This is a genomic window from Bradyrhizobium sp. GCM10028915 (assembly GCF_042666195.1).
Taxonomy (GTDB): domain Bacteria; phylum Pseudomonadota; class Alphaproteobacteria; order Rhizobiales; family Xanthobacteraceae; genus Bradyrhizobium; species Bradyrhizobium canariense_D.
This window is the reverse complement of record NZ_JBHTFN010000071.1, coordinates 394,822-415,878: the sequence shown is the minus strand read 5'-3', so window position 1 is coordinate 415,878 and position 21,057 is coordinate 394,822. Positions and strand designations below refer to the sequence as shown.

Sequence of the window (21,057 nt, the reverse complement as noted above, 5' to 3'; positions counted from 1 at the left end):
GATCGAAGGACCGGCTCTCCCCAGGGTAGCCGGTGGCGTGCGGCGCGGGTCAGGTCCATCGGGTAGTGCGTGAGACCCGACACGATCAGGTCGGGCTGAAAGCGATCGTGCGAGATGCAGACCGTCGGGCCGTCATGCGGTTTCGTAAGCTCCGTCTCGAGAAATGACGAGGAGGCGGGCTTCGGGGGGACGAAACCGCCGCACGGCGTTGACCAGTCCTTCGCAGGTGTCGCCGGCGACCAGGAGCATGCGGACGCCCTTGGCCAGCGGTGGTGCCCCGCCGCTGCCGGGACGGTCCAGGTGCAGGTCATTGACGATCTGCAGCCGCATATCAGCTATTATCCCTTCCTGCCCGGGCAAGGAGCGGCCGCATGGCGCGGACGGTCCAGGAGGTGGCGAGCCGTTTCTCGCGGGTCTTCGCCTTGGGGAGCCGCCTGAGCACCCAGGCGATGACCACGCACGATGCGGCGTCGCCTTCGCAAGCGCAGATGACGAGGGCGGTCATGCAGATGTCGAACTTCAGCGCGTGGGAGTTCTCCGGCCCCATCGCAAGCACGAGGGCGATGGCCGCGGCAGCGTCGCCGGAAGCCGCGTCGCGCCAACGGGGCTCCGCGAGCATCGCGATGTTGGCGACCGCAGCCTTCATCTCGTCCAGGGAAGGGGCGTGGAAGTTGTCCGCGCGCGTATTCCGCCACCAGCCGAGCGCCCTGAAGGAGGGTTCCTCGATCGAGCGGAAATCCGGGACGGTCGTTTGGTTGGGTTTGCGTTGGGTGCTCACTTAATTCTCCTAAGCTATTGCGATGGCCGCTCGCGCGTGCCCGCCGGGTCCAGGTAAAGGAGCCTGATCTTCGGGGACGCGCGGCCCCTTCTCGACCTCACGGCGATGAGCCTTCTCAAGGTCGCGTCGGTTACAAAATGTCACCTAAAGAAGCCTGAGTCAATGCGTCGGTGTCTTTTTGTGCCCGTTAGGTTAACCGCGCGATCTTCTTCTGATTGTCGAAGTGGGATAGTCTGGCGCGGTGAGTCGCAGGTTTGCAGCGGCGACGGACAACCGACTTGGCCGGGAATGCCGACCGAAATCCCCGTGGCGGACTTATGGCCGCCGCCTTACCTCATCCGGGCCGCTCGCGGTCTCGTCGGCATAGATCAGGCAACGCTTGCCGAGTACGCGCACGTCTCCAGGAAAGCCATAGTCTCCCTGGAAAACGATGAGTCGGTGGCGCTGGACTACCGGCGCGTTGCGGTGCTCGAGAAAGTGGCCGCGTGCCTGGAAAAGCGCGGCGTTGAATTCATCAAAGCCGTCGGTGGCAAGGGCGAAGGGGTTCGGCTGTCCCGGCCCAAACGTCGCTAGTTTACCCTTCACCTCCTTCAGCCCGCCCAACCACGCGGGACTTGCTTCAGCGCTAATATCGGTTACATAATGTAACCAAAACAAACCGTCAACAAGCGTGAGAACAATGGCTGATCTCAAAGGGCCGACCGACGACACCGTAGTTTTCCAACAGTATCCGCTGCTCGATCGCGAACTCCCCTTTGTGGCCACGATCGAATTTCTGGATACGTCGCTCTGCGGACTGCGCCGGTCGCAGTCCATGGGCGGCATTCTGGCCGTCGTCGCGGCGCCGTTTCTGCAGCTCGACCGGTTGAAGGCGCAACTCCCCTCCGCCTCCAGCAATATCTGCTATCTCGTCCACGGGTCGGTCGTATATGTCGGCCAAGGCAATGGGGATCGGAAGATCGGCGAGCGCGTCGCCGCCGAGGTCCTCAACAAGGCGCAGGTCTATGTGCTGTATTCTTTCGACCCCCGCTTCCATAAGCTTGCGGCCGGCTACGTCGAGGCCAGATTGGTCGACCGGCTTCACGACATCGGAGTGCCGCTCGCGAACCTCCAGCGTCCCTTGGGGGGAAACCTCAACCTCGACCCAGGGTTCGAACAGCTCGTCCGACAGGCGGAATTCCTCCTCGGCGTCGCAGGCTTCCGTCCCCTCGAAGGGCTTGGTTCGACCGCGGGCCGCCCCTCCCTTTCGCTGCCCGCCACGCGCATCCTGGGTGATGTCGTGCCGATCGAACCGGACCAGATGCCGACGCCGCCGGCGACGCTCTACCGCCTCCGCCATAAAGGTCTGCAGGCGACGGGCTTCCTATCGGGCGGCAAGGTGTTCTACGTCCAGCCCGGCGCCGATTACGCGCTCACCGCACAGCGGGGCATGACCGAATACAACATACTCCGTCGCAAGGGCCTGGAGCAGTTCCTCGAGCCGGTGCCGGGCGAGGAGCAACACCGGCGTCTGCGAGTGGGACTGAGGTGCGCCACCTTACCGATCGCCTCCAAACTGCTGACCGGCGAGCACATCGGCAAGAAAGCGTGGCAGGTCGTGACACCGGACGGCGGCGCCGCGCTGCCGGTGTAGAGGAATCGCGCCGCCGTCGATGTCGGCGGCGGACGGCACCGCGTTCACCCCACCGAGGCTGGCCGCGATGACCACGGTGCGTTAGCTCTGCTTGGTCAAGCCACCAATCGCGGTGCTGCCATTCAGAATATGAGTAGCGACCCCGAGCAGGACTACTTCGCAGACGGCATGGTAGAAGACATCATCACGGCGTTGTCGCAGTATCACAGCCTCTTCGTCATCGCTCGCAATTCCAGTTTCGCGTATAAGGGCCAAGCGATTGACATCAAGCGCGTGGGGCCGCCTTGAAGGGACGTCGCAAAGTTGGTGACGCAGGGAGGGGAGACGCCAACCTCAGCGCACCCACGGGTATTCACGGCGCCAACGCATTCAGCACGTATTAGGCATGCGGTCGCCTGTCGGTCGCAGGCGAGTATGCATTTAATCTGATGCCCTCTGAAGTCACCGGCGCCACCGCTGAAGGTGTCACAACTGCCCACGCAATTCGCGGCTCTTGGCTCGCTTCAGCCCCGAGTTAAAAAGCACTGCGGTGCTTACGAGAGCAATGGCGAAGAAAATGCACCGTGCCATTCAACCCTCCTGAGAGACGCCTAGGCCCGCCGACGCGGACGGAGTCGCGCAGTCGGTCTCACTTCTTAGAAATCTAGAGAGAAGGATGCCAGGACGTTTCAGCTTCCACAATCACAACCTCTTGGTGGGAAGGCGCATCTGCCGGAGATTTACTTTCCGAAACAGCAGGCCGCTTAAAGGCGCGGGCCAGATTGCGCACGAGGGGCAGGCGCAACCCGTTAAAACGCAGCATTTTCTTCGGGCGTTTAACTCCGTGGCGACGTTGGCCATAATGTTCCCCTGCGGTGCGATCCGAGGCATGATTGATAATCACTGCGATCTCCGCGCAGGTGAATTTGCTCGCTTTCATGCACGAGATCGCGAAATGCCGGAAAGTGTAGGTGCACACCCTGCGAATCTTGCAGCCCTTGCTTGCCGTAGCCAAGCGGCCGTTGATATTGGCAAGGAACTTCTTTTTCCCCCCGTAGAACGTCTCCCACTTCCGCGCGTCGCCAATCCAGCGATCGATTTCTGAAGCGAGAGAAACGCTTTTGATCAGGCGCGACTTCTCTAAATAGGCGCTGATGTCGACCTCGCAGGTTTCGGTCAAGCCGCGATGGTTGGTGTGCTTTTCGGCCGCTGCACGAATGAGGTTGCCTTCGCGCCGTAGATTAATAATTTCGCCGGGCCGCCAGCCAATGCGCGACGCGAAAATGATATATCCGGCGATCCACCTGGAAAATTCGTCCTCCCGAGAGCGGAAATACCCGACAAGTTCACGCAATTCCTTCATGGGCAGCGATTTGCGGCTCTTTTTTCTTTTCTTCGCCACCGCTTTCTTTTTCTTGGCGGCGACCTTCTGTTGATGAGCCACCGCCTTCTCTTTTTCGGTCTTCGTGCCTCTCTTTGTCGGTGCCGGATGCTCAGTTTCCAGACGCTTCAGGAGTTGCCCCTCCGGGCCATCCGGGTCGAAAGTGTCAAACTCCAACAGCCCCTCGATCTCTTGCTTGAGAGCGAGCGCATTGATCGTGAACGAGCGGGCGCTCCACCGGCCGGGCGAGTCGAGGAACCAACGAGCGACCGCGAGAATCGGCAACTCCCTCTGATCCGCTTCCGGATGTTGGCACTGAAACTGCTCAATGAGCGCGGCGACCTCGCTGGAAAAGGGAGCGGTGATCCCTTCTTTCTCTAACTGCTTAGCCCTCTTGATTGAAGCCGGCCTGTCGTTTCGCAAACGCCACAGGATTTGCCCCTCCCGGCTGTCCGGGTCGAAGCTGTCATAGCTCAGGAGGCTAATCATCTCCTGCTCAAGTGCCAAACCATAGATTCTTACGGTGCTGTCAGACCATCGGCCACGAGCCCGAAGGTACCACTCCGCTGCCAAGACGATCGGAAGCGCTCGCGGATCTGCATAAGGCTGCTCATTGTGGCATTGCGCGATGAGCCTGATCGTTTCGCCACTGTAGTAATCGACGGTTTGCGAGCTGCGCTGAGTGACCCAAAGCATGCCTAGCTATCCTGGTGTTAGTCGATACATCTACTGGTCGCGACCGCAAGAGACAACGGCCCTCCTCATCTCGCCCGTGCCTCTTGAAACTGCCGGTGTTGGTGGAGACATTTAGGTGACGGGCCGGAAGGGCTCGCATCATCTAACGAAAGGAGAACTAAATGCCCGCGATCCAGGGCTATACGGCCTCGGTCGATGCCGCAAAGCAGGCGCTCGAGGCTGCGCAAACGGCTTTGCCGCGCGATGTCGGGCAGTCCGTCATGAAAGCCGGTTGGACTTTCCTGCGGGACAGCTTCGACGTGCAGGCGCTGATCGACCACATCACGTGGACCGTTCAGGAAGACCCCGACTTCGTTAGTAGGCTGCACGCCATTGCCGACAAGGCTCGGCAACGGCAGCCGCAGCGCGGTCGCCCGCCCAAGGCTAACAGCGACGCGACCCACAAGCACGTTAACGGCGACGAGAACTCGATCGCCGCGACGACCATCTAACGGATTAACGTTAGAAACCCGATCGGCCTAGTGGCCATTGCTGAGGGGTTCGCGCGCCTGTATCATTGATACATCCCTCATGCGCAACAGCGATCAGGCAAGTTCGAGGAATTTCAGGGATTTACCGGGAGTTTGGTAGCGGGAGAGGGACTCGAACCCCCGACCCCAGGATTATGATTCCCGTGCTCTAACCAGCTGAGCTACCCCGCCACAGGGTCGCGAGGGCCGAAACAAGCCGACCTCGCGAACGCGCGGCATATAAGGAAGGGGGCGGCGGGCTGTCAATCCGAGTTTGGCAAAGCTTCCACCTTCGCCAAGGCTTCCGCCTTCGCTAAAGCTTCGGCGGGACATGTCGGCGGGGGATTTGGGCCTTTTGGCGCTGAATCCGTCATGGCCGGGCTGGTCCCGGCCATCCCGGCCGGCCACAAGAACGTGGATGCCCGGGACGAGCCCGGGCATGACGACGAGATTGGGATGCGGAACAGGCTCCGCCTACGCCAAGGCTTCGGCGCGACGAGCTATTTCGGCCGCACCGTCGGGTCGCCGCCGGGGCTGCCGGGGGGCGGGATGACGGGCATGGCGCCGTTCGTGCTGGGCGCCGGGGCGTGCATCTCGGGATCGACGCCGGAGGGCGGGCAGAGCACGCCGTCCGATTTTGCCAATTTGTCGCCGAGCGGTTCCCGGGACTGGCCGGTGGTGGTGCCGTCGGCCGAGCGGTTCGGGCGGTCCTGCGGCGTGCAATTGGTCGCATGCTGCGGGGATGGCGGCGCGGTCGCTTGCGGCGGCGTCGCCGGGGCGGGCGGAGCCTGCGCGATCGCGCTGCCGGAGGCGGCGATCAGGAGGCTGGCCAGAATGATGTTTGATGTCGTGCGCATGGGAGGGAAACGCGCGGGTCAGCCCGCGTGTTCCGCACCCCCGATCACGATTTGAGGTAGCGGATCAGCGAAAAGTGGCCCATCGGCGGCATCGGGCGGCGCTCGGCCAGCGTAACGCCGCCGTGTTTTGCGGCCCAGTCGACCAGGCGCTGCCATGGAAATTCCGGGCGCCAGCCGAGGCGGCGGGCGAGCGGCGCAAACGCGAGCTCGGAGAGTTTGCGCAAACCTTTTTCGGCCCCGATGTGGTTGACCAGGATCAGCTCGCCGCCGGGCTTCAAGACGCGCATGAACTCGTCGAGCGTGCCTTCGGGATCGGGCACCGCGGTGATGACGTATTGTGCGACCACCGCGTCGAAGAAGTTTTCGGGGAAGGCGAGGTTCTTCGCGTCCATCACCGAGAGTACTTCGACATTGCTCAAGCGCATCGCGCGCACGCGCGATTGCGCCTTGCGCAGCATCGGCTCGGAGATGTCGACCCCGCAAATCTTCGTGGTGCGCGCATAGTCGGAGAGCGACAGCCCGGTGCCGACGCCGACGTCGAGGATGCGGCCGCCGATGCGATCGGCCTCGGCGATGGTCGACTGCCGGCCGGCGTCGAACACCTTGCCGAACACGAGATCATAGACCGGCGCCCAGCGGCCATAGGCCTTCTCGACCCCGGCCCGCGAGATGTCTGCTGCCATGCCCCCTGCCCTGCCTAGATTCTTATTTTGCGCATGATCTGTTCGGAAAACCGCTGCACACTTTTCCGGATCATGCGCTTAGCCGCGGACCGCTTCTGCGAGCGGCCTCGTCGTGCTGCTTGCGGCCTTCGCGGCGGCGCTTTGAATGAAGCCGCCGCCGAGCACGCGGGCCTGGCCGCCAGGTGCGTCGTAGAACACGCAGGCCTGTCCCGGCGAAACGCCCTCTTCGCCGGCGACGAGCTCGACCTCGTAATGGCCGTTCGCGCCGCGCAGCCACGCCGGCTGGGGCGCGCGGGTCGAGCGCACGCGCACGAACATTTCGAGGCCATTGCCGATGGCGCGGTCGATGTCGCCATCGCCGATCCAGTTGACGTCGCGCAACACGATGCGGTGCATCTTCAGCGCCTCGCGCGGGCCGACGACGACGCGGCGGTTGGCGGCCTCCAGCCGCACCACGAACAGCGGCGCGGCGGCTGCGATGCCGAGGCCGCGGCGCTGGCCGATGGTGAAATTGGCGATGCCGTTGTGCCGGCCGAGCACGCGGCCGTCGAGATCGACGATGTCGCCGGGGTCCATCGCGTTCGGCCGCAGGCGGGTGATGATGTCGGTGTAGCGCCCGGTCGGCACGAAGCAGATGTCCTGGCTGTCGTGCTTGTCGGCGACGGCAAGACCGAAGCGCCGCGCCAGCTCGCGCGTCTCGGGCTTGGTCATGTCGCCGAGCGGAAAGCGCAGATAATCGAGCTGCTCCTGCGTGGTCGCGAACAGGAAGTAGCTCTGGTCGCGATCGGCGTCGGCGGCACACACCAGCGCGCGCGAGCCGTCGTCGCGGCGGCGCGAGGCAACGTAATGGCCGGTGGCAAGCGCGGTGGCGCCGAGCTCGCGCGCGGTCTTCAAGAGGTCGCGGAACTTGACCGAGCGGTTGCACTCGATGCACGGCACCGGCGTCTCGCCGAGCGCGTAGCTGTCGGCGAAATTGTCGATGACGGATTCGCGAAAGCGATCCTCGTAGTCGAGCACGTAATGGGGAATGCCGAGCTTGGCGGCGACGTCGCGGGCGTCGTGGATGTCCTGGCCGGCGCAGCAGGCGCCCTTGCGATGGGTCGCCGCACCATGGTCATAGAGCTGCAGCGTGATGCCGACAACGTCGTAGCCTTCCGCCTTCAAAAGCGCAGCCGTCGTCGATGAATCGACGCCGCCTGACATGGCAACGACGACCCTGGTATCCTCAGGACGGCCTTCGAGATCCAGACTGTTGAGCATGGGCCTTAAAGCGTTGTGGACGGCGGCGTTGGGCGATCCGCTGGGTGCTTCCGGCGGGACAAAGGCAATCCCCGGGAACCGAGAGTTCCCGAAGGGCGCGGCCTGCCCGGTCGAAAGCGGTTGAGAGCTCTCTCTTTAATATAGGCGGCCTTCCGGTGAAGCAATCACGGACCCCGCAAGGTTTACGGCAATTCTTGCCGGGGAGGCAGAAATGGCGGGGCTTTGGGAGGCTCCGCGGCGGGGCGCGAATTCGTCAACGCATTGATTTGATTGGATAAAATTCCTACCACAAGGGTGGCCCGCTCCTTGCTACCTCTCATGGCGAAGATGTTTCCAAGGGGTTGCCTGTGGTCGGTCGAACGTCAGATGTCGTGGCAAGCGTGCAAGTCCCAAGCGCGCAGCAAAAGCCTGCCCGGTCGCAAGCGCCGAAAGACACGTCCAACGACTCCTTTGGCTCGCTGGTGGACAGCAACACCCAGGCGATCAGCGACAGCGCGGCGTCCTCCGTGCAGGACTCCCCGCGCCGCACCGATTCCTCGTCCTCCGCCTCCGACAAGAGCCCGCGCGATCGCTCAGCGAGCGACCAGTCCTCGCAGAGCAAGGCCAGCGACGACGCCAACAATTCCGCGCCCGCCAAAAACGACATCAAGAACGACGCCAAGAGCGACGCCAAGAACGACTCGACGGCTGATGCGGCCAAGGCTGATAGCAAGACCAAGGACAAGCCGGAGGCGTCCGACGCCAAATCGGCCGACAAATCTGCGGACAAATCCGACGAGACCAATGCGGACAAGGCGGGCGGCATCGATGGCCTCGCCGCCGCCGTCGATACCGCCGCCGCCGCGCAAGTCGACGCGACGCAGGCCGCCGTATCCGATCCGAATGCACTCGTGGTCGCCGTGCCGGTCGATTCCAACGCGGCTGCAAACCAAGCCGCCGGCTCCGCCTCCTCGCCGCTGACGATTGCCGCCGCCGGCATCGCCGCCAGCGCATCCATCGCAGCGCAGATCGCCGGCACCAAGACCGATACCGCGACGCCGGGCGACAAGAGCGCCAAGACCGCAAGCGCCAAGGTCGATGCCGACACCTCGGCAGTGCTGGCCGATACCGCGACCGGGACCACCGATTCGACCGCGGCCGATGCCAAGACCAATGGCGGCCTGATCGCCGCCGTCGACCAGGGCACGCCAAAAACCTCGTTCAAGGCCGCAGTCACTGCGCAAGGCGCGAGCGACGTTTCCAATATCGGCCAGGACACCAGCAAGGCCAACGCCGCGCAGACCTCGGCGACGGCAGCGTCCGCCACCGCGGCGCATCCGCACGCCGACAAGCCGCCGATCGACGCGAACGCGGGCGACACCAAGGCTGGGACTTCCGACCGCACCGCCGATGCGGCACCGGCGACTGCGACACCGCATCCCAATGCGGGCACGCAGGCCGCTGTCCCCACCACCGACACCGGCGCGCAGGCGGCCTCGGCCGTGCAGGCGTCACTGACCAATACGACTTCGGCCGCGACCGCATCGACCGCGACGCTCACGGCGACCGCAGCCACCAATACGGCCATTCCGATCACCGGCGTGCCGATCGAAATTGCCGCCGCCGCACGCGCGGGCAAGACCCGGTTCGACATCAGCCTCGATCCGCTCGACCTCGGCCGCATCGACGTCCGCATCAATGTCGACCGCAACGGACAGGTCACCTCGCATCTCACCGTCGAGAAGCCGGAAACGCTGCAGATGCTGCGGCAAGACGCTCCCCAATTGCAGCGCGCGCTCGACGATGCCGGCCTGAAGACCGGCAGCAACGGGCTGTCCTTCAGTCTGCGCGACCAGAATTCATCGGGCCAGAACTCCGGCCAGAACAACGACAATGGCGGCAATGCCCGCCGGCTGATCGTCAGCGACGAGGACGCAGTTCCCGCGGCCCCGGTCGGGCGCAGCTACGGCCGCATGCTCGGATCGAGCAGCGGCGTCGACATCAGAGTGTGAGGAGTATTCGATCATGACCACCACGAATGCCGCCACCGCCCCGTCCGTCGTCTCGGGCACGACCGACCTGCCGAAATCCTCGTCGAACCCGAGCTTGGGCTCGACCACCGGCGCGACGCTCGCCGGCAATTTCCAGACCTTCCTGACGCTGCTGACGACGCAGCTGCAGAACCAGAACCCGCTCGATCCGCTCGACACCAACCAGTTCACCCAGCAGCTGGTGCAGTTCGCCGGCGTCGAGCAGCAGCTCAAGACCAACGACTCGCTGTCCCAGCTCGTCACGCTGCAGCAGACCACGCAGGCGACCCAGGCGCTGGGCTTCGTCGGCAAGACCGCCCTGGTCGACGGCACCACCGGGACCATGACGAATTCGTCGGCGACCTGGCATCTCAACGTGCCCAGCGACGCCACCGTCGACATCACCATCGCCAATGCCAGCGGCCAGACCGTATTCACCGGCAAATACACCGCCGGCGCCGGCACCGACGTTCCATTCACCTGGAACGGCCAGGGCAATGACGGCACGCAATGGCCCGACGGCAAGTACACGATCTCGGCCACGGGCAAGGACGTCGCCAACAACAATGTCGGCATCGCCGCGCAGGTGCAGGGCACGGTGTCGTCCGTCGACCTGACCCAGTCGCCGCCGCTGCTGACCATCGACGGCGCCAGCTACACGCTGAGCCAGGTCAAGAGCATCATCGCGACGACGAGTAATTAAAGGCGGAATGCCGCTGGATATTCGGTGTCGTCCTGGCGAAACCACCGAAGTCGTTTGGTTCGACGAAGTAACCCCGAGTCGTTGTAGCGACTCCTCCCTGGGGTAATGGGTCCTGGCGTTCGCCAGGACGACAATTGAGGCTCTGCGACACCCCGCGCAGGCCTCGTTTGTTAGTAAAGTATTTACGAACACCCCCTCGGCCCGCCTGGACGTACCGTCCCGCCGGCCGAGTCGGCTGCGTTCCAGCCATTTTCAACGAGAATTGTATTGAAGCCTTAGGCTTAGCGGATTTTTAAGCCGGCGCGCGTAGGGTTCCTGAGTGAGTTCAGTGGTTGAGAGTTTGTGAGTACGCCATGACAGAACCCCATCGCCCGAGGGTAAAATACGTCATCGGGCCGGACGGTAGTCCGTTGACGATTGCGGATCTGCCTGCACCCGGCACCAAACGCTGGGTCATCCGCCGCAAGGCCGAGGTCGTCGCCGCAGTCCGTGGCGGTCTTCTCTCCCTCGAGGAGGCCTGCAGCCGTTATACGCTGACGGTTGACGAATTCCTCTCCTGGCAGTTTTCGATCGACCAGCATGGTCTGGCGGGACTTCGCACCACCCGGATCCAACAATATCGCCAGTAGGCAATCCGGAAATCTGCGGCTTTTGACTAAAATCGGCCTCGCCTTGCGAGGCCGATTTTTTTCATGCTCTGTTTTGGCGCGACTTTTGTCGCAGCTCTTAACCTTCGTTAACCATATCGAAACCATCACCTAGGCAATAATTGCCCAGTCGGCCTTTCCTGTGAAAGCAGCCGAATCTGTCGGGGCGGTTGCTTGCAAGGTCTTGCGGACTTTCTGAAGGGTATCGGAGCCGCCCGGTTCGGGGCGATGATCGCGGTCACCGCCGCGCTCGTCGGCTTTTTCGCGTTCGTCATCATGCGCGTCACCACGCCGCAGATGACGACGCTGTTCACCGACCTGAGCGTCGAGGACTCCTCGGGCATCATCAAGGACCTGGAGCGCCAGGGCATCCAGTTCGAGCTGCGCAACGAGGGCACCATCATCATGGTGCCCAAGGACAAGGTCACCCGGCTGCGGATGAAGCTCGCCGAGGGCGGCCTGCCCAAGGGCGGCGGCGTCGGCTACGAGGTGTTCGACAAGTCGGATGCGCTCGGCACCACCTCTTTCGTCCAGAACATCAACCATCTCCGCGCGCTGGAAGGCGAGCTCGCCCGCACCATCCGCGCCATCGACCGCATCCAGGCCGCCCGCGTCCATTTGGTGCTGCCCGAGCGCCCGCTGTTCTCGCGCGAGGCGCCGGAGCCGTCGGCCTCGATCGTGGTGCGGGTCCGCGGCGCGCTGGAAGCCCAGCAGATCCGCGCCATCCGCCACCTCGTCGCCTCGGCCGTGAACGGGCTGAAGCCGCAGCGGGTCTCGATCGTCGACGAGACCGGGCAGCTGCTCGCCGACGGCGCCCAGACCGATCCGGACCAGCAGATCGGCGACGAGCGCCGCACCGCCTTCGAGAAGCGGATGCGCAAGCAGGTCGAGGACATCGTCTCCTCCGTGGTGGGCACGGGACGCGCCCGGGTCCAGCTCTCCGCCGATTTCGACTTCAACAAGGTCACCCAGACCTCGGACAAGTACGATCCCGAAGGCCGCGTGCTGCGCTCGAGCCAGACCCGCGAAGAGCAGAGCATGACCGCCGACAACAACGGCCAGGTCACCGTCAACAACGAGTTGCCGGGCAACCAGCAGAACGGCGGCGTCGCGGCCAAGGACCAGAGCAAGAAGAGCGAAGAGACCAACAATTACGAGATCTCCCGCACCACCAAGACCGAAGTGACCGAGGCCGGCCGGGTTAACCGCATCTCGGTCGCGGTGCTGGTCGACGGCATCTACTCCAAGAACGAGAAGGGCGATCTGGCCTACCAGGACCGCACCAAGGAGCAGCTCGACCGCATCGCCACGCTGGTGCGCTCGGCGATCGGCTTCGACCAGAAGCGCGGCGACCAGGTCGAGGTGGTCAATCTGCGCTTTGCCGATGCCCCCTCCACCCCCCCGATCGCCGAGCCGAGCGGCTTACTCGGCATGCTCCAGTTCACCAAGGACGACGTCATGTACTTCGTCGAGCTCGGCGTGATGATGCTGCTCGGCCTGGTCGTGCTGTTCCTGGTGGTCCGGCCGCTGGTCAAGCGCATCCTGGCATCCGACGAAGTCGCAGCCGCCATCTCCGGCGCCCTCACCGGTCCGGCGAGCGACGAGGCCGCGCCTGCCAGCCAGGCGCTCTTGCCGAGCGGCGCCGCGAGCGCGATCGACGTCGCCACCGTCCAGGGCCAGGTCCATGCCCAATCCGTCCATCGCGTCGGCGAACTCGCCGAGCGCAATCCCAACGAGACCGTCGCCATCATCCGCCAATGGCTGACCGAACCCACGAAATAATCGAGAAGTGATCTGATATGGCCGCCGCCCTGCAAAACGCCAATTCCAACGACATCACCAGCGTGATCTCCACGCTCGGTCAGCGTGCGGGCAGCCGCGGAGGCGCGAAGACCGAAGCGGTGGCGGGGCCGAAGCGCGCCGCGATCCTGATGCTGGCGCTCGGCGAGCAATATGGCGGCAAGATCTGGTCGCTGCTCGACGACGACGAGGTGCGCCAGCTCTCCCTGGAAATGTCGACGCTCGGCACCGTCGAGGTCGACACCGTGGAGGACATGCTGCTCGAATTCGTCTCGCGGATGTCGGCCTCGGGCGCGCTGATGGGCAATTTCGACGCCACCGAGCGGCTGCTCCAGCAATATCTGGCGCCCGAGCGCGTCAACGGCATCATGGACGAAATCCGCGGCCCCGCCGGCCGAAACATGTGGGAGAAGCTCTCCAACGTGCAGGAAGAGGTGCTCGCCAACTACCTCAAGAACGAATATCCGCAGACCATCGCGGTCGTGCTGTCGAAGCTGAAGCCGGAACACGCCGCCCGCGTGCTCGGCATCTTCCCCGAGGATCTGGCGCTCGACGTCGTCAACCGCATGCTGAAGATGGAGGCGGTGCAGAAGGAGGTGATCGAGAGCGTGGAGAAGACGCTGCGGACCGAATTCATGTCCAATTTGTCCCAGACCCGCCGACGCGACGCCCACGAGGTGATGGCGGAAATCTTCAACAATTTCGACCGCCAGACCGAAACCCGCTTCATCACCTCGCTGGAAGAGGACAATCGCGAATCGGCCGAGCGCATCAAGGCGCTGATGTTCACCTTCGACGACCTCGTGAAGCTGGATTCCGGCTCCGCCCAGACCCTGATGCGCAACGTCGACAAGGACAAGCTCGGCGTCGCGCTCAAGAGCGCCAATGAGGACGTCCGCAACTTCTTCTTCGGCAACATGTCCTCGCGTGCGGCCAAAATGCTCCAGGACGACATGGCGGCGATGGGTCCGGTCCGCCTGCGCGACGTCGACGAGGCCCAGGCGTTGCTGGTCAACCTCGCCAAGGACCTCGCCGCCAAGGGCGAGATCATGCTGACCAAGAACCGCGCCGACGACGAGCTGGTGTACTGATGGCCGCCCCGGCAAAATTCCTGTTCGACAACGACTTCGCCGCGCCCGACCGGACGCGCGAGAAGGCCGCAACCGCAGCCGAGATCGCCCAGAAGGTCGCGGAAGCCGAGGCGCGCGCCTATCAGGACGGCTTCGCCGCCGGCCAGCGCGAGGCCAAGGCCGAGAGCGACCGCCGTGTCGCGCTCGCCATGGAAGAGATCAACATCGCCATCCGCGGCATCGCTTCGGGCATCGGCAACATCGAATCCAAGATGGAAACCGAGGCGGTCGACGTCGCGGTCGCGGTGGCGCGCAAGCTGTGCGCCGATCTGGTCGCCGCCGAGCCGCTCGGCGAGATCGTCGCGCTGGTCAAGGACTGCTTCTCGCATCTGGTCGCGACGCCGCATCTCGTCGTCCGCATCAACGACGCGCTCTACGATTCCGCGCGCGAGAACATCGAGCGCCTGGCCAGGCAGAACGGCTTCGAAGGCCGGCTGGTGATTCTGGCCGAACCCGAGATTGCCACCGGCGACTGCCGGATCGAATGGGCCGATGGCGGCGTCGTGCTGGAGCGCGCCGCCATCACGGCCAAGATCGACGAAATGGTGGGACGCTATGTTGCGTCCCGCAGGGGGAGTTAAGCCATGAGCGACACTGACGGACAGGTCCCGCTGCCCGATCTCAACGGCCCGATGCCGCCTACCGGCACCGACGTCGGCTACAACGAGGACGAATACGCGACGCGCGCCGCCGCCGACCTCGAGGCCGTGTTCGACGTTCCGGTGCAGGTCTCGGCCGTGCTCGGCCGCTCCAAGATGGACGTCAGCGAGCTGTTGAAGCTCGGACCCGGGACCGTGCTCGAGCTCGACCGGCGCGTCGGCGAGGCCATCGACATCTATGTCAACAACAAGCTGGTCGCCCGCGGCGAAGTGGTCCTGGTCGAGGACAAGCTCGGCGTGACCATGACCGAAATCATCAAGACTGAACGCGCCTAAAGCGGCGACGCGCGGCAGCGCGACCAGACGGACAGGAGACTGATATGCGGCTTCTCATCGTTGGCACATTGAAGGGCCAGCTCACCACCGCCACCAAGATCGCGATGGCGAACGGCGCCACCGTGACCCACGCCGAGGATAACGAACAGGCAATGCGCGTGCTGCGCGGCGGCAAGGGTGCCGACCTGCTGCTGGTCGACGTCGCCCTCGACATCCGCGATCTCGTGATGCGGCTCGAGGCCGAGCACATCCACGCGCCGATCGTCGCCTGCGGCATCACCAACGACGCCCGCGCCGCGGTCGCCGCGATCCACGCCGGCGCCAAGGAATACATCCCGCTGCCGCCGGACCCGGAACTGATCGCGGCGGTGCTGGCTGCCGTCGCCAACGATTCCCGCGAGCTGGTCTATCGCGACGAGGCGATGGCCAAGGTGATCAAGCTCGCCCAGCAGATCGCAGGCTCGGACGCTTCGGTGATGATCACCGGCGAATCCGGGACAGGCAAGGAAGTGCTGGCGCGCTACGTCCACACCCGCTCGGCCCGTGCCAAGCGCCCGTTTATCTCAATCAACTGCGCCGCGATCCCCGAGCATCTGCTGGAGTCCGAGCTGTTCGGCCACGAGAAGGGCGCCTTCACCGGCGCGATCGCCCGCCGCATCGGCAAGTTCGAGGAGGCAACCGGCGGCACGCTGCTGCTCGACGAAATCTCGGAGATGGACGTCCGCCTGCAATCCAAACTGCTCCGCGCCATCCAGGAGCGCGTGATCGACCGTGTCGGCGGCACCAAGCCCGTCCCCGTGGACATCCGCATCATAGCGACCTCGAACCGCAACCTGGTGGACGCGGTGCGCGAAGGCACGTTCCGCGAGGACCTCCTGTTCCGGCTCAACGTCGTGAACCTGAAGATTCCGCCCCTGCGCGAGCGTCCCGCCGACATTCTCGAGCTCGCCCAGCACTTCGTGAAGAAATACGCCGAAGCCAACGGCGTGCCGATGCGCCCGATCTCGGCGGAAGCGCGCCGGGTGCTCTCCACCAACCGCTGGCAGGGCAACGTCCGCGAACTCGAAAACACCATGCACCGGTCGGTCCTGATGGCGCAGGGCGACGAGATCGGCGCCGATGCGATCCTCACGCCCGACGGCGACCGCCTCGACCTCGCCAAGACCGTGCCGGCCGTGGCGCATGCCACCATGGCCGCCGAGCAGGTGACGCGAGCACTGGTCGGCCGCACCGTCGCCGATGTCGAGCGCGACCTGATCCTGGAGACGCTGAAGCACTGCCTCGGCAACCGGACCCATGCCGCCAATATCCTGGGCATCTCGATCCGTACGCTGCGCAACAAGCTCAACGAATATTCCGACGGCGGCATTCCGATCACGCCAGCCGGCACGCCGGGTGAATATCCGCGCATGCCGATGGTGGGGGCGTAGGCGCTCTTCGCTGACTGAGAGAAACGAATGCCCGGGCTGGTCCCGGGCATTTTTCTTTGAGAAGAACGCAAAACAGTCACCACAATCCGCGGCTTCCGGCGAAAGTCAGGATCCATTACTCAGTGCGAACGGTAAGCCACGCCGACCCATTCGGAGCTACTCTTCCGCCGCGTGAAGCAATTCACAATCAAACCACAACAAGATGGTTAAAGTCCTCGAGCCGCGCGACGTGATGTCGGCAGAGCCGCATTGGTCTCGCGAAACGTCCTTTACATCGAAAGGGCATCCCATGAAGAACTCGTCGTGGACCATCTTCCGCCTCTCATTGATTGTATCGCTGCTCGCAGCGTCGGCGCCGCTTGCGCGCGCCGACGTGATCATGGATTGGAATGCAAAGGCCGACGCGATCGCCACTGAAAAGCAAATCCTTCCAGCGCCCCACAGCCGTGTCTTGTCTATGATGCACGTCGCGATGTTCGAGGCGGTCAACGCGATCGATCGCCGGTACGCGCCTTACAAGCTTGCCCTATCCGCGGATCGTTCGACGTCGCGGGAAGCTGCGGCCGCAGTTGCGGCTCACGACGTGCTGCTGTCGCTCTATCCGGACCTCAAGCCGGAGCTGGATGCGGCGCTGACGAGTTCTCTGGTGCCGATCGCCGACGGCGAGTCCAAGATCGCGGGCATCGGCCTCGGCAAGGAGGCCGCGATGCAGATCATCGCGCTTCGTGGGAACGATGGCAGCGCCGCCCTTGAAACTTACCGGCCCCTGACAACGGCGGGTGCCTACGTTCCGACGACCGTCCCGCTGTTCTCGATCGCGGGCGCGACGACGCCCTGGGTCATGACGTCCGGATCTCAGTATCGCCCCGGCCCGCCGCCGGCGCTCGGTTCAGAGCTGTGGACCCGGGACGTCAACGAAATCCGCGAGGTCGGCAGCCGAACAAGTGTGATCCGGACGCCCGAGCAAACCACGGTCGGTCGATTTTGGTTCTTTGTCGGTGCCCGCACCTACAATCCGATCGTGAGGCAGGCGGCAACGGCCAAGGGCATGGATCTCGTCGACTGCGCCCGGCTGTACGCGCTGACCTCAATTGCCGGCAACGACGCCTTCGTCGCCGTTTTCGACGCGAAGTACCACTACAATTTCTGGCGGCCGATCACGGCCATACGCAACGCCGACCTGACATCGAACGCAGCGACGCCTCGCGACGCATCCTGGCTGCCGCTGGGGGACACGCCGATGCATCCGGAATATCCCTGTGCTCACTGCATTACGTCGGCAGCGATTTCGACCGTGCTCCAGACCATCGTTGGAGATTTCGGCGAGTTCTCGGTGACCAGCCCCACGGCACCAGGCGTCACCCGCAAATGGACGCGGCTCCAGGACTATAGCGACGAAGTCTCCAACGCCCGTATCTGGGCCGGCTTTCACTATCGGTTCTCGACCGAGATCGGCAAGGAGATGGGCCGGAAGATCGGCGCGCTGACCGTCGCCACGCAGCTTCGCGGCGTGGAAGCGATGGCGGAGCCGAGGCGTTAGCCGGTTGCCACACGCTCAACTTCGTTCTGGCGAAAGCCGGGACGACGTGGAAGGCACGGTGCGTCCAATTCCGTGGACCGGCGACATGGCCGCACCGCGTTCTCCGACTAGGTCACACCGGCGCCAGGCCCTATAAGCCCGCGTGAGAACCACGCGAGGGTCAACATGTCTCAAGCTCAAATCACGGACTGGCTGGCGACGCAACGGCAGGCGATGATCGACCTGCTGCGCGATGTCGTGAACATCGATTCCGGATCCTATGACAAGGAAGGCGTCGATGCGGTCGGGGCGCGGTTCGAGCAGCATTTCGCCGAGCACGGCATTCCGTTCCGGCGCGAAAGCCACGCCACATTCGGCGATGCCATCCACGCCGAAGTGGCAAAGCCCGGCAGCAACGAGAAGCCGGTGCTGTTGATGGGGCATCGTGACACCGTGTTCGGCAAGGGCGAGGCCGGACGGCGTCCGTTCACGATCCAGGGCAGGCGCGCCTATGGTCCCGGTGTTGCCGACATGAAGTCCGGCGTCGTCATGAACATATTCGTGGCAACCGCCTTCCACAAATTCGGCGGCAACCCGCACCCGATCAAGCTGCTGATCACCTCGGACGAGGAGATCGGCTCGCCCTCCTCGCGGCCGGTGATCGAGCGCGAAGGCCGAACCGCGCGCGCCGTGTTCAATTCCGAGCCGGGCCGTCCGACCGGCAATATCGTCACGGGACGCAAGGGCGGCATCTTCATGCATTTCGCCATTATCGGCAAAGCCGCGCATTCCGGGGCCAATTTCGCCGCCGGCGTCAGCGCAATCGGCGAGCTCGCGCACAAGATCGTGCAGATCCACGCGCTGACCGATCTCGACAAGGGTATCACGCTCAATGTCGGCCTTGTTTCGGGCGGGCAGTCCGTCAACACCACGGCGCCTTACGCAGAAGGACAGATCGATCTGCGCTATGTCGATCCGGCGGACCGCGCGAGGGTGATGGCTGCGATCGAGACCATCATCGCGACACCTTACGTGCCTGGCACCAGCGCGACGCTGACGGTCAAAGGCGAGTTCGTGCCGGTGGTACAGAGCGCCGATTCAAGGGCGCTGTTCGAGAACTATCAGGCCGCCGCAAGGCAGGCCGGCCTCACCACGCTCCAGGGCGAGTTCTCCGGCGGCTGCGCCGATTCCGGCTTCACCGCCGCGGTCGGGACGCCGACCATCTGCGGGCTCGGCCCGGTCGGCGGGCTCGCGCACACGCCGGAGGAATATCTCGAGCTCGACAGCATCGTGCCGCGCGCACAGGCGCTGGCGCTGGCGATCTTGCGGGGATAGTCGCCCGCACTCCGCCGTCATGCCCGGGCTTGTCCCGGCCATGACGAATTGAGAGAGCCGTCACGAATAGCTCGGCGCATCCGGCCTGCGGAAGATCTGGATGGGGTCGCCCGGCACGATCGGATGGCCGCTGAACATCGCGTAGGCGTAGAGCGCGAGATAGGCGATCGCGAGCGCGCCGACCGCGTAGAAGGCCCAGGTCGCGACGCGTTTCATCATTGCGCTCCATTGCTGTCCCGGCGGGAGGCTCAGGCAGCGCTTCTAGAGCGATGACGGGGAAAAGGCCAGCCTGCACGGCCCGTCGCCGGCGGCGATCAAATGCCGCGGCGGACGTGGCTGGGAAGGCTGACGTCCGCAAGCCTGACGGCGTCTTCGTCCTGATCCACCGTCACATACTGACCGTGCCAATAGGCCAGCGCAGCGTTGCGGATCGAATTCCTGACGTCTCGCACCCGCCCGATGATGATGCCGTGCGAATGGCGCTCGAAGATCTCCTCGACCTCGCAGTCGACGGCGGACAATGCGCCGACCAGCAGCGGAACACCCGAGACCGCGGTCACCCATCTGGCGCCCGCGAAACGATCGGCGCCCTTAAGCCCGCCCTTGCCGGCAAAGCGCTCGGCGATGTCGAGCTGATCGGCCGCGAGGATGTTCACGCCGAAAGCGCCGTGGCGGCGGATCAGCGGGAAGGAGGAGGCGTCGCGGTTGATGCTGACGATCAGCGTCGGCGGATCGACCGAGAACGAGCTGACCGAGGTGACCGTCATGCCGGTGATGTCCTTGCCCCGTCCGGCGGTGATGACGCTGACGCCGCCGGTAAGGTGGCGCATGGCGCCGCGGAAATCGGCGGAGGAGACGGCATTTTCGGTCATGAGATCGCGGGGCACTACATTCATGGCATCGTCCCCAAGTGGGGGTCCCTCTCTATTTAGGTACGATCGTCCGCCGACAAAAGGTGGCTCAGGATCGAGCCTTCGAGACCCGCGAGCTCGGCCGAGCCGCGTTGGCGGGGCCGGGCCGTGTTAACCACGACGTCGTGGGCGATCCGGCCTTCCTCGATCACCAGCACCCGGTCGGCCAGCGCGACCGCCTCGGCGACATCGTGGGTCACCAAGATCGCGGTAAAGCCCTGGTCGCGCCAAACGCGCTCCAGCAACCGCTGCATCGAGATGCGGGTCAACGCGTCCAGCGCGCCAAGTGGCTCGTCGAAGGCGAGCACGCGGGGGCGCGAGACCAGCGCGCGGGCAAGCGCTACGCGCTGCTTCTGGCCGCCCGACAAGACCGAGGGCCACTGGTCGCGCTTGTCGGTCAGTCCGACTTCGGTCAACGCCTTATCGGCGCGTGTATGCGCATCACTGGATGAACGATCGCGGCCGAGGCCGACCTCGACATTGGAGAGAACGCGGGCCCAGGGCAACAGCCGAGGCTCCTGGAACATCACGCGAATATCCTCGGGGTTCACCGCGTCGCCGAGCGAGATGCTGCCGGCGTCGAACTTCTCCAGGCCGGCGATGAGGCGAAGCAGCGTGCTCTTGCCGCAGCCGCTCTTGCCCACGATGGCGACGAACTGGCCGGCGGGGATGTGAAGGTCGATGCCGCGCAGCACCTCGTTGTCGCCGTAGGATTTGCGCAGGCCGCGGATGCTGAGCGGCAGGCCAGAGGTCTGCACCGGGCGCTCCTCGCGCACGACGCGGGCGTGAGGCGCGAAATTGGCGCGGCTGGCGAGCTCGGTTTCGGGAAGGGAGGTACGAAGGGCTGTCTGCATGTGATTCC

The 21,057-nt window shown here is 64.4% G+C and carries 22 protein-coding genes, 1 tRNA gene and 1 pseudogene; 14 read left to right on the top strand and 10 right to left on the bottom strand.

What is annotated here, in order from left to right; translation table 11 throughout:
* Positions 1-132: 132 nt before the first annotated feature.
* Positions 133-330 (bottom strand): hypothetical protein, encoded by a 198-nt coding sequence (locus tag ACFQX9_RS37660; RefSeq protein ID WP_377792021.1) that lies wholly within the window; start codon positions 328-330, stop codon positions 133-135.
* Between the two features lies 1 nt (position 331).
* Positions 332-778, bottom strand: a complete 447-nt coding sequence (locus ACFQX9_RS37655; protein WP_377792020.1) for a hypothetical protein — start codon at positions 776-778, stop codon at positions 332-334.
* A 288-nt stretch (positions 779-1,066) separates the two neighbouring features.
* Between ACFQX9_RS37655 and ACFQX9_RS37650 the strand changes: the two genes are divergently transcribed.
* The 3 genes and pseudogenes from ACFQX9_RS37650 to ACFQX9_RS37640 form a co-directional block, all read left to right on the top strand.
* The gene (locus tag ACFQX9_RS37650) at positions 1,067-1,351 is read left to right on the top strand and encodes a helix-turn-helix domain-containing protein (RefSeq protein WP_377792019.1); all 285 of its coding nucleotides are present in this window, start codon (positions 1,067-1,069) and stop codon (positions 1,349-1,351) included.
* Positions 1,352-1,457: 106 nt separating this feature from the next.
* Complete coding sequence (locus tag ACFQX9_RS37645; protein WP_377792018.1) at positions 1,458-2,411, top strand: hypothetical protein; 954 nt, start codon at positions 1,458-1,460, stop codon at positions 2,409-2,411.
* A 97-nt stretch (positions 2,412-2,508) separates the two neighbouring features.
* A pseudogene (locus ACFQX9_RS37640) lies at positions 2,509-2,690 on the top strand (adenylate/guanylate cyclase domain-containing protein); the annotation flags it as partial.
* A gap of 364 nt (positions 2,691-3,054) precedes the next feature.
* On the opposite strand, the gene ACFQX9_RS37635 reads toward ACFQX9_RS37640, so the two are convergent.
* Positions 3,055-4,467, bottom strand: coding sequence for a hypothetical protein (locus ACFQX9_RS37635; protein ID WP_377792017.1), 1,413 nt, complete (start codon positions 4,465-4,467; stop codon positions 3,055-3,057).
* 161 nt (positions 4,468-4,628) lie between these two features.
* On the opposite strand from ACFQX9_RS37635, the gene ACFQX9_RS37630 reads away from it, so the two are divergent.
* A complete protein-coding gene (locus ACFQX9_RS37630) occupies positions 4,629-4,958 on the top strand; it encodes a hypothetical protein (protein WP_377792016.1) in 330 nt (109 codons plus the stop codon).
* 133 nt (positions 4,959-5,091) lie between these two features.
* On the opposite strand, the gene ACFQX9_RS37625 is transcribed toward ACFQX9_RS37630, so the two are convergent.
* The 4 genes from ACFQX9_RS37625 to mnmA form a co-directional block, all read right to left on the bottom strand.
* Positions 5,092-5,168, bottom strand: a tRNA-Met gene (locus tag ACFQX9_RS37625).
* 308 nt (positions 5,169-5,476) lie between these two features.
* Positions 5,477-5,833 carry a hypothetical protein gene (locus ACFQX9_RS37620; protein WP_063994841.1) on the bottom strand — a complete coding sequence of 119 codons (357 nt, stop codon included), beginning with the start codon at positions 5,831-5,833 and terminating at the stop codon, positions 5,477-5,479.
* 44 nt (positions 5,834-5,877) lie between these two features.
* A complete protein-coding gene (locus tag ACFQX9_RS37615; protein ID WP_018453892.1) occupies positions 5,878-6,516 on the bottom strand; it encodes a class I SAM-dependent methyltransferase in 639 nt (212 codons plus the stop codon).
* Between the two features lie 78 nt (positions 6,517-6,594).
* The gene (gene mnmA, locus ACFQX9_RS37610; RefSeq protein WP_018453891.1) at positions 6,595-7,776 is read right to left on the bottom strand and encodes a tRNA 2-thiouridine(34) synthase MnmA; all 1,182 of its coding nucleotides are present in this window, start codon (positions 7,774-7,776) and stop codon (positions 6,595-6,597) included.
* A gap of 347 nt (positions 7,777-8,123) precedes the next feature.
* Between mnmA and ACFQX9_RS37605 the strand changes: the two genes are divergently transcribed.
* The 10 genes from ACFQX9_RS37605 to ACFQX9_RS37560 all read left to right on the top strand — a co-directional run bounded on the left by ACFQX9_RS37605 (position 8,124) and on the right by ACFQX9_RS37560 (position 19,284).
* Positions 8,124-9,767, top strand: a complete 1,644-nt coding sequence (locus tag ACFQX9_RS37605; protein WP_085359388.1) for a flagellar hook-length control protein FliK — start codon at positions 8,124-8,126, stop codon at positions 9,765-9,767.
* Positions 9,768-9,780: 13 nt separating this feature from the next.
* Positions 9,781-10,488: a flagellar hook assembly protein FlgD gene (locus ACFQX9_RS37600; RefSeq protein ID WP_085349195.1), complete on the top strand. Its 708-nt coding sequence runs from the start codon at positions 9,781-9,783 to the stop codon at positions 10,486-10,488.
* A 353-nt stretch (positions 10,489-10,841) separates the two neighbouring features.
* Positions 10,842-11,117 carry a DUF1153 domain-containing protein gene (locus tag ACFQX9_RS37595; RefSeq protein WP_002714638.1) on the top strand — a complete coding sequence of 92 codons (276 nt, stop codon included), beginning with the start codon at positions 10,842-10,844 and terminating at the stop codon, positions 11,115-11,117.
* Between the two features lie 192 nt (positions 11,118-11,309).
* A complete protein-coding gene (gene fliF / locus ACFQX9_RS37590) occupies positions 11,310-12,917 on the top strand; it encodes a flagellar basal-body MS-ring/collar protein FliF (RefSeq protein WP_085349194.1) in 1,608 nt (535 codons plus the stop codon).
* A 17-nt stretch (positions 12,918-12,934) separates the two neighbouring features.
* On the top strand, positions 12,935-14,026 hold the full coding sequence (gene fliG / locus ACFQX9_RS37585; RefSeq protein ID WP_018453886.1) for a flagellar motor switch protein FliG: 1,092 nt from the start codon (positions 12,935-12,937) through the stop codon (positions 14,024-14,026).
* Positions 14,026-14,646 (top strand): FliH/SctL family protein, encoded by a 621-nt coding sequence (locus ACFQX9_RS37580; protein ID WP_018453885.1) that lies wholly within the window; start codon positions 14,026-14,028, stop codon positions 14,644-14,646. The genes fliG and ACFQX9_RS37580 overlap by 1 nt, the downstream gene beginning before the upstream one ends.
* Positions 14,647-14,649: 3 nt before the next feature.
* A complete protein-coding gene (fliN, locus tag ACFQX9_RS37575) occupies positions 14,650-15,000 on the top strand; it encodes a flagellar motor switch protein FliN (protein ID WP_007596160.1) in 351 nt (116 codons plus the stop codon).
* 44 nt (positions 15,001-15,044) lie between these two features.
* Complete coding sequence (locus ACFQX9_RS37570; protein WP_026232617.1) at positions 15,045-16,430, top strand: sigma-54-dependent Fis family transcriptional regulator; 1,386 nt, start codon at positions 15,045-15,047, stop codon at positions 16,428-16,430.
* A 289-nt stretch (positions 16,431-16,719) separates the two neighbouring features.
* Positions 16,720-17,970, top strand: a complete 1,251-nt coding sequence (locus ACFQX9_RS37565; protein ID WP_377792014.1) for a vanadium-dependent haloperoxidase — start codon at positions 16,720-16,722, stop codon at positions 17,968-17,970.
* A 165-nt stretch (positions 17,971-18,135) separates the two neighbouring features.
* Positions 18,136-19,284 (top strand): M20 family metallopeptidase, encoded by a 1,149-nt coding sequence (locus tag ACFQX9_RS37560; protein ID WP_247454010.1) that lies wholly within the window; start codon positions 18,136-18,138, stop codon positions 19,282-19,284.
* A gap of 60 nt (positions 19,285-19,344) precedes the next feature.
* Here the strand turns inward: ACFQX9_RS37560 and ACFQX9_RS37555 are convergent, their stop codons facing one another.
* From ACFQX9_RS37555 to ACFQX9_RS37545, 3 genes are all read right to left on the bottom strand, one after another.
* Complete coding sequence (locus tag ACFQX9_RS37555; protein WP_018453881.1) at positions 19,345-19,503, bottom strand: hypothetical protein; 159 nt, start codon at positions 19,501-19,503, stop codon at positions 19,345-19,347.
* 95 nt (positions 19,504-19,598) lie between these two features.
* A complete protein-coding gene (locus ACFQX9_RS37550; protein ID WP_085395132.1) occupies positions 19,599-20,180 on the bottom strand; it encodes a flavin reductase family protein in 582 nt (193 codons plus the stop codon).
* Positions 20,181-20,212: 32 nt separating this feature from the next.
* Complete coding sequence (locus ACFQX9_RS37545; protein ID WP_247454008.1) at positions 20,213-21,049, bottom strand: ATP-binding cassette domain-containing protein; 837 nt, start codon at positions 21,047-21,049, stop codon at positions 20,213-20,215.
* Between the last annotated feature and the right edge of the window lie 8 nt (positions 21,050-21,057).

Coding starts and splice junctions, on each gene's coding strand:
- ACFQX9_RS37660 (WP_377792021.1), bottom strand. CDS start 330: ATGCGGCTGCAGATCGTCAATGACCTGCACCTGGACCGTCCCGGCAGC.
- ACFQX9_RS37650 (WP_377792019.1), top strand. CDS start 1,067: ATGCCGACCGAAATCCCCGTGGCGGACTTATGGCCGCCGCCTTACCTC.
- ACFQX9_RS37645 (WP_377792018.1), top strand. CDS start 1,458: ATGGCTGATCTCAAAGGGCCGACCGACGACACCGTAGTTTTCCAACAG.
- ACFQX9_RS37635 (WP_377792017.1), bottom strand. CDS start 4,467: ATGCTTTGGGTCACTCAGCGCAGCTCGCAAACCGTCGATTACTACAGT.
- ACFQX9_RS37630 (WP_377792016.1), top strand. CDS start 4,629: ATGCCCGCGATCCAGGGCTATACGGCCTCGGTCGATGCCGCAAAGCAG.
- ACFQX9_RS37620 (WP_063994841.1), bottom strand. CDS start 5,833: ATGCGCACGACATCAAACATCATTCTGGCCAGCCTCCTGATCGCCGCC.
- ACFQX9_RS37615 (WP_018453892.1), bottom strand. CDS start 6,516: ATGGCAGCAGACATCTCGCGGGCCGGGGTCGAGAAGGCCTATGGCCGC.
- mnmA (WP_018453891.1), bottom strand. CDS start 7,776: ATGCTCAACAGTCTGGATCTCGAAGGCCGTCCTGAGGATACCAGGGTC.
- ACFQX9_RS37600 (WP_085349195.1), top strand. CDS start 9,781: ATGACCACCACGAATGCCGCCACCGCCCCGTCCGTCGTCTCGGGCACG.
- ACFQX9_RS37595 (WP_002714638.1), top strand. CDS start 10,842: ATGACAGAACCCCATCGCCCGAGGGTAAAATACGTCATCGGGCCGGAC.
- fliG (WP_018453886.1), top strand. CDS start 12,935: ATGGCCGCCGCCCTGCAAAACGCCAATTCCAACGACATCACCAGCGTG.
- ACFQX9_RS37580 (WP_018453885.1), top strand. CDS start 14,026: ATGGCCGCCCCGGCAAAATTCCTGTTCGACAACGACTTCGCCGCGCCC.
- fliN (WP_007596160.1), top strand. CDS start 14,650: ATGAGCGACACTGACGGACAGGTCCCGCTGCCCGATCTCAACGGCCCG.
- ACFQX9_RS37570 (WP_026232617.1), top strand. CDS start 15,045: ATGCGGCTTCTCATCGTTGGCACATTGAAGGGCCAGCTCACCACCGCC.
- ACFQX9_RS37565 (WP_377792014.1), top strand. CDS start 16,720: ATGAAGAACTCGTCGTGGACCATCTTCCGCCTCTCATTGATTGTATCG.
- ACFQX9_RS37560 (WP_247454010.1), top strand. CDS start 18,136: ATGTCTCAAGCTCAAATCACGGACTGGCTGGCGACGCAACGGCAGGCG.
- ACFQX9_RS37555 (WP_018453881.1), bottom strand. CDS start 19,503: ATGATGAAACGCGTCGCGACCTGGGCCTTCTACGCGGTCGGCGCGCTC.
- ACFQX9_RS37550 (WP_085395132.1), bottom strand. CDS start 20,180: ATGAATGTAGTGCCCCGCGATCTCATGACCGAAAATGCCGTCTCCTCC.
- ACFQX9_RS37545 (WP_247454008.1), bottom strand. CDS start 21,049: ATGCAGACAGCCCTTCGTACCTCCCTTCCCGAAACCGAGCTCGCCAGC.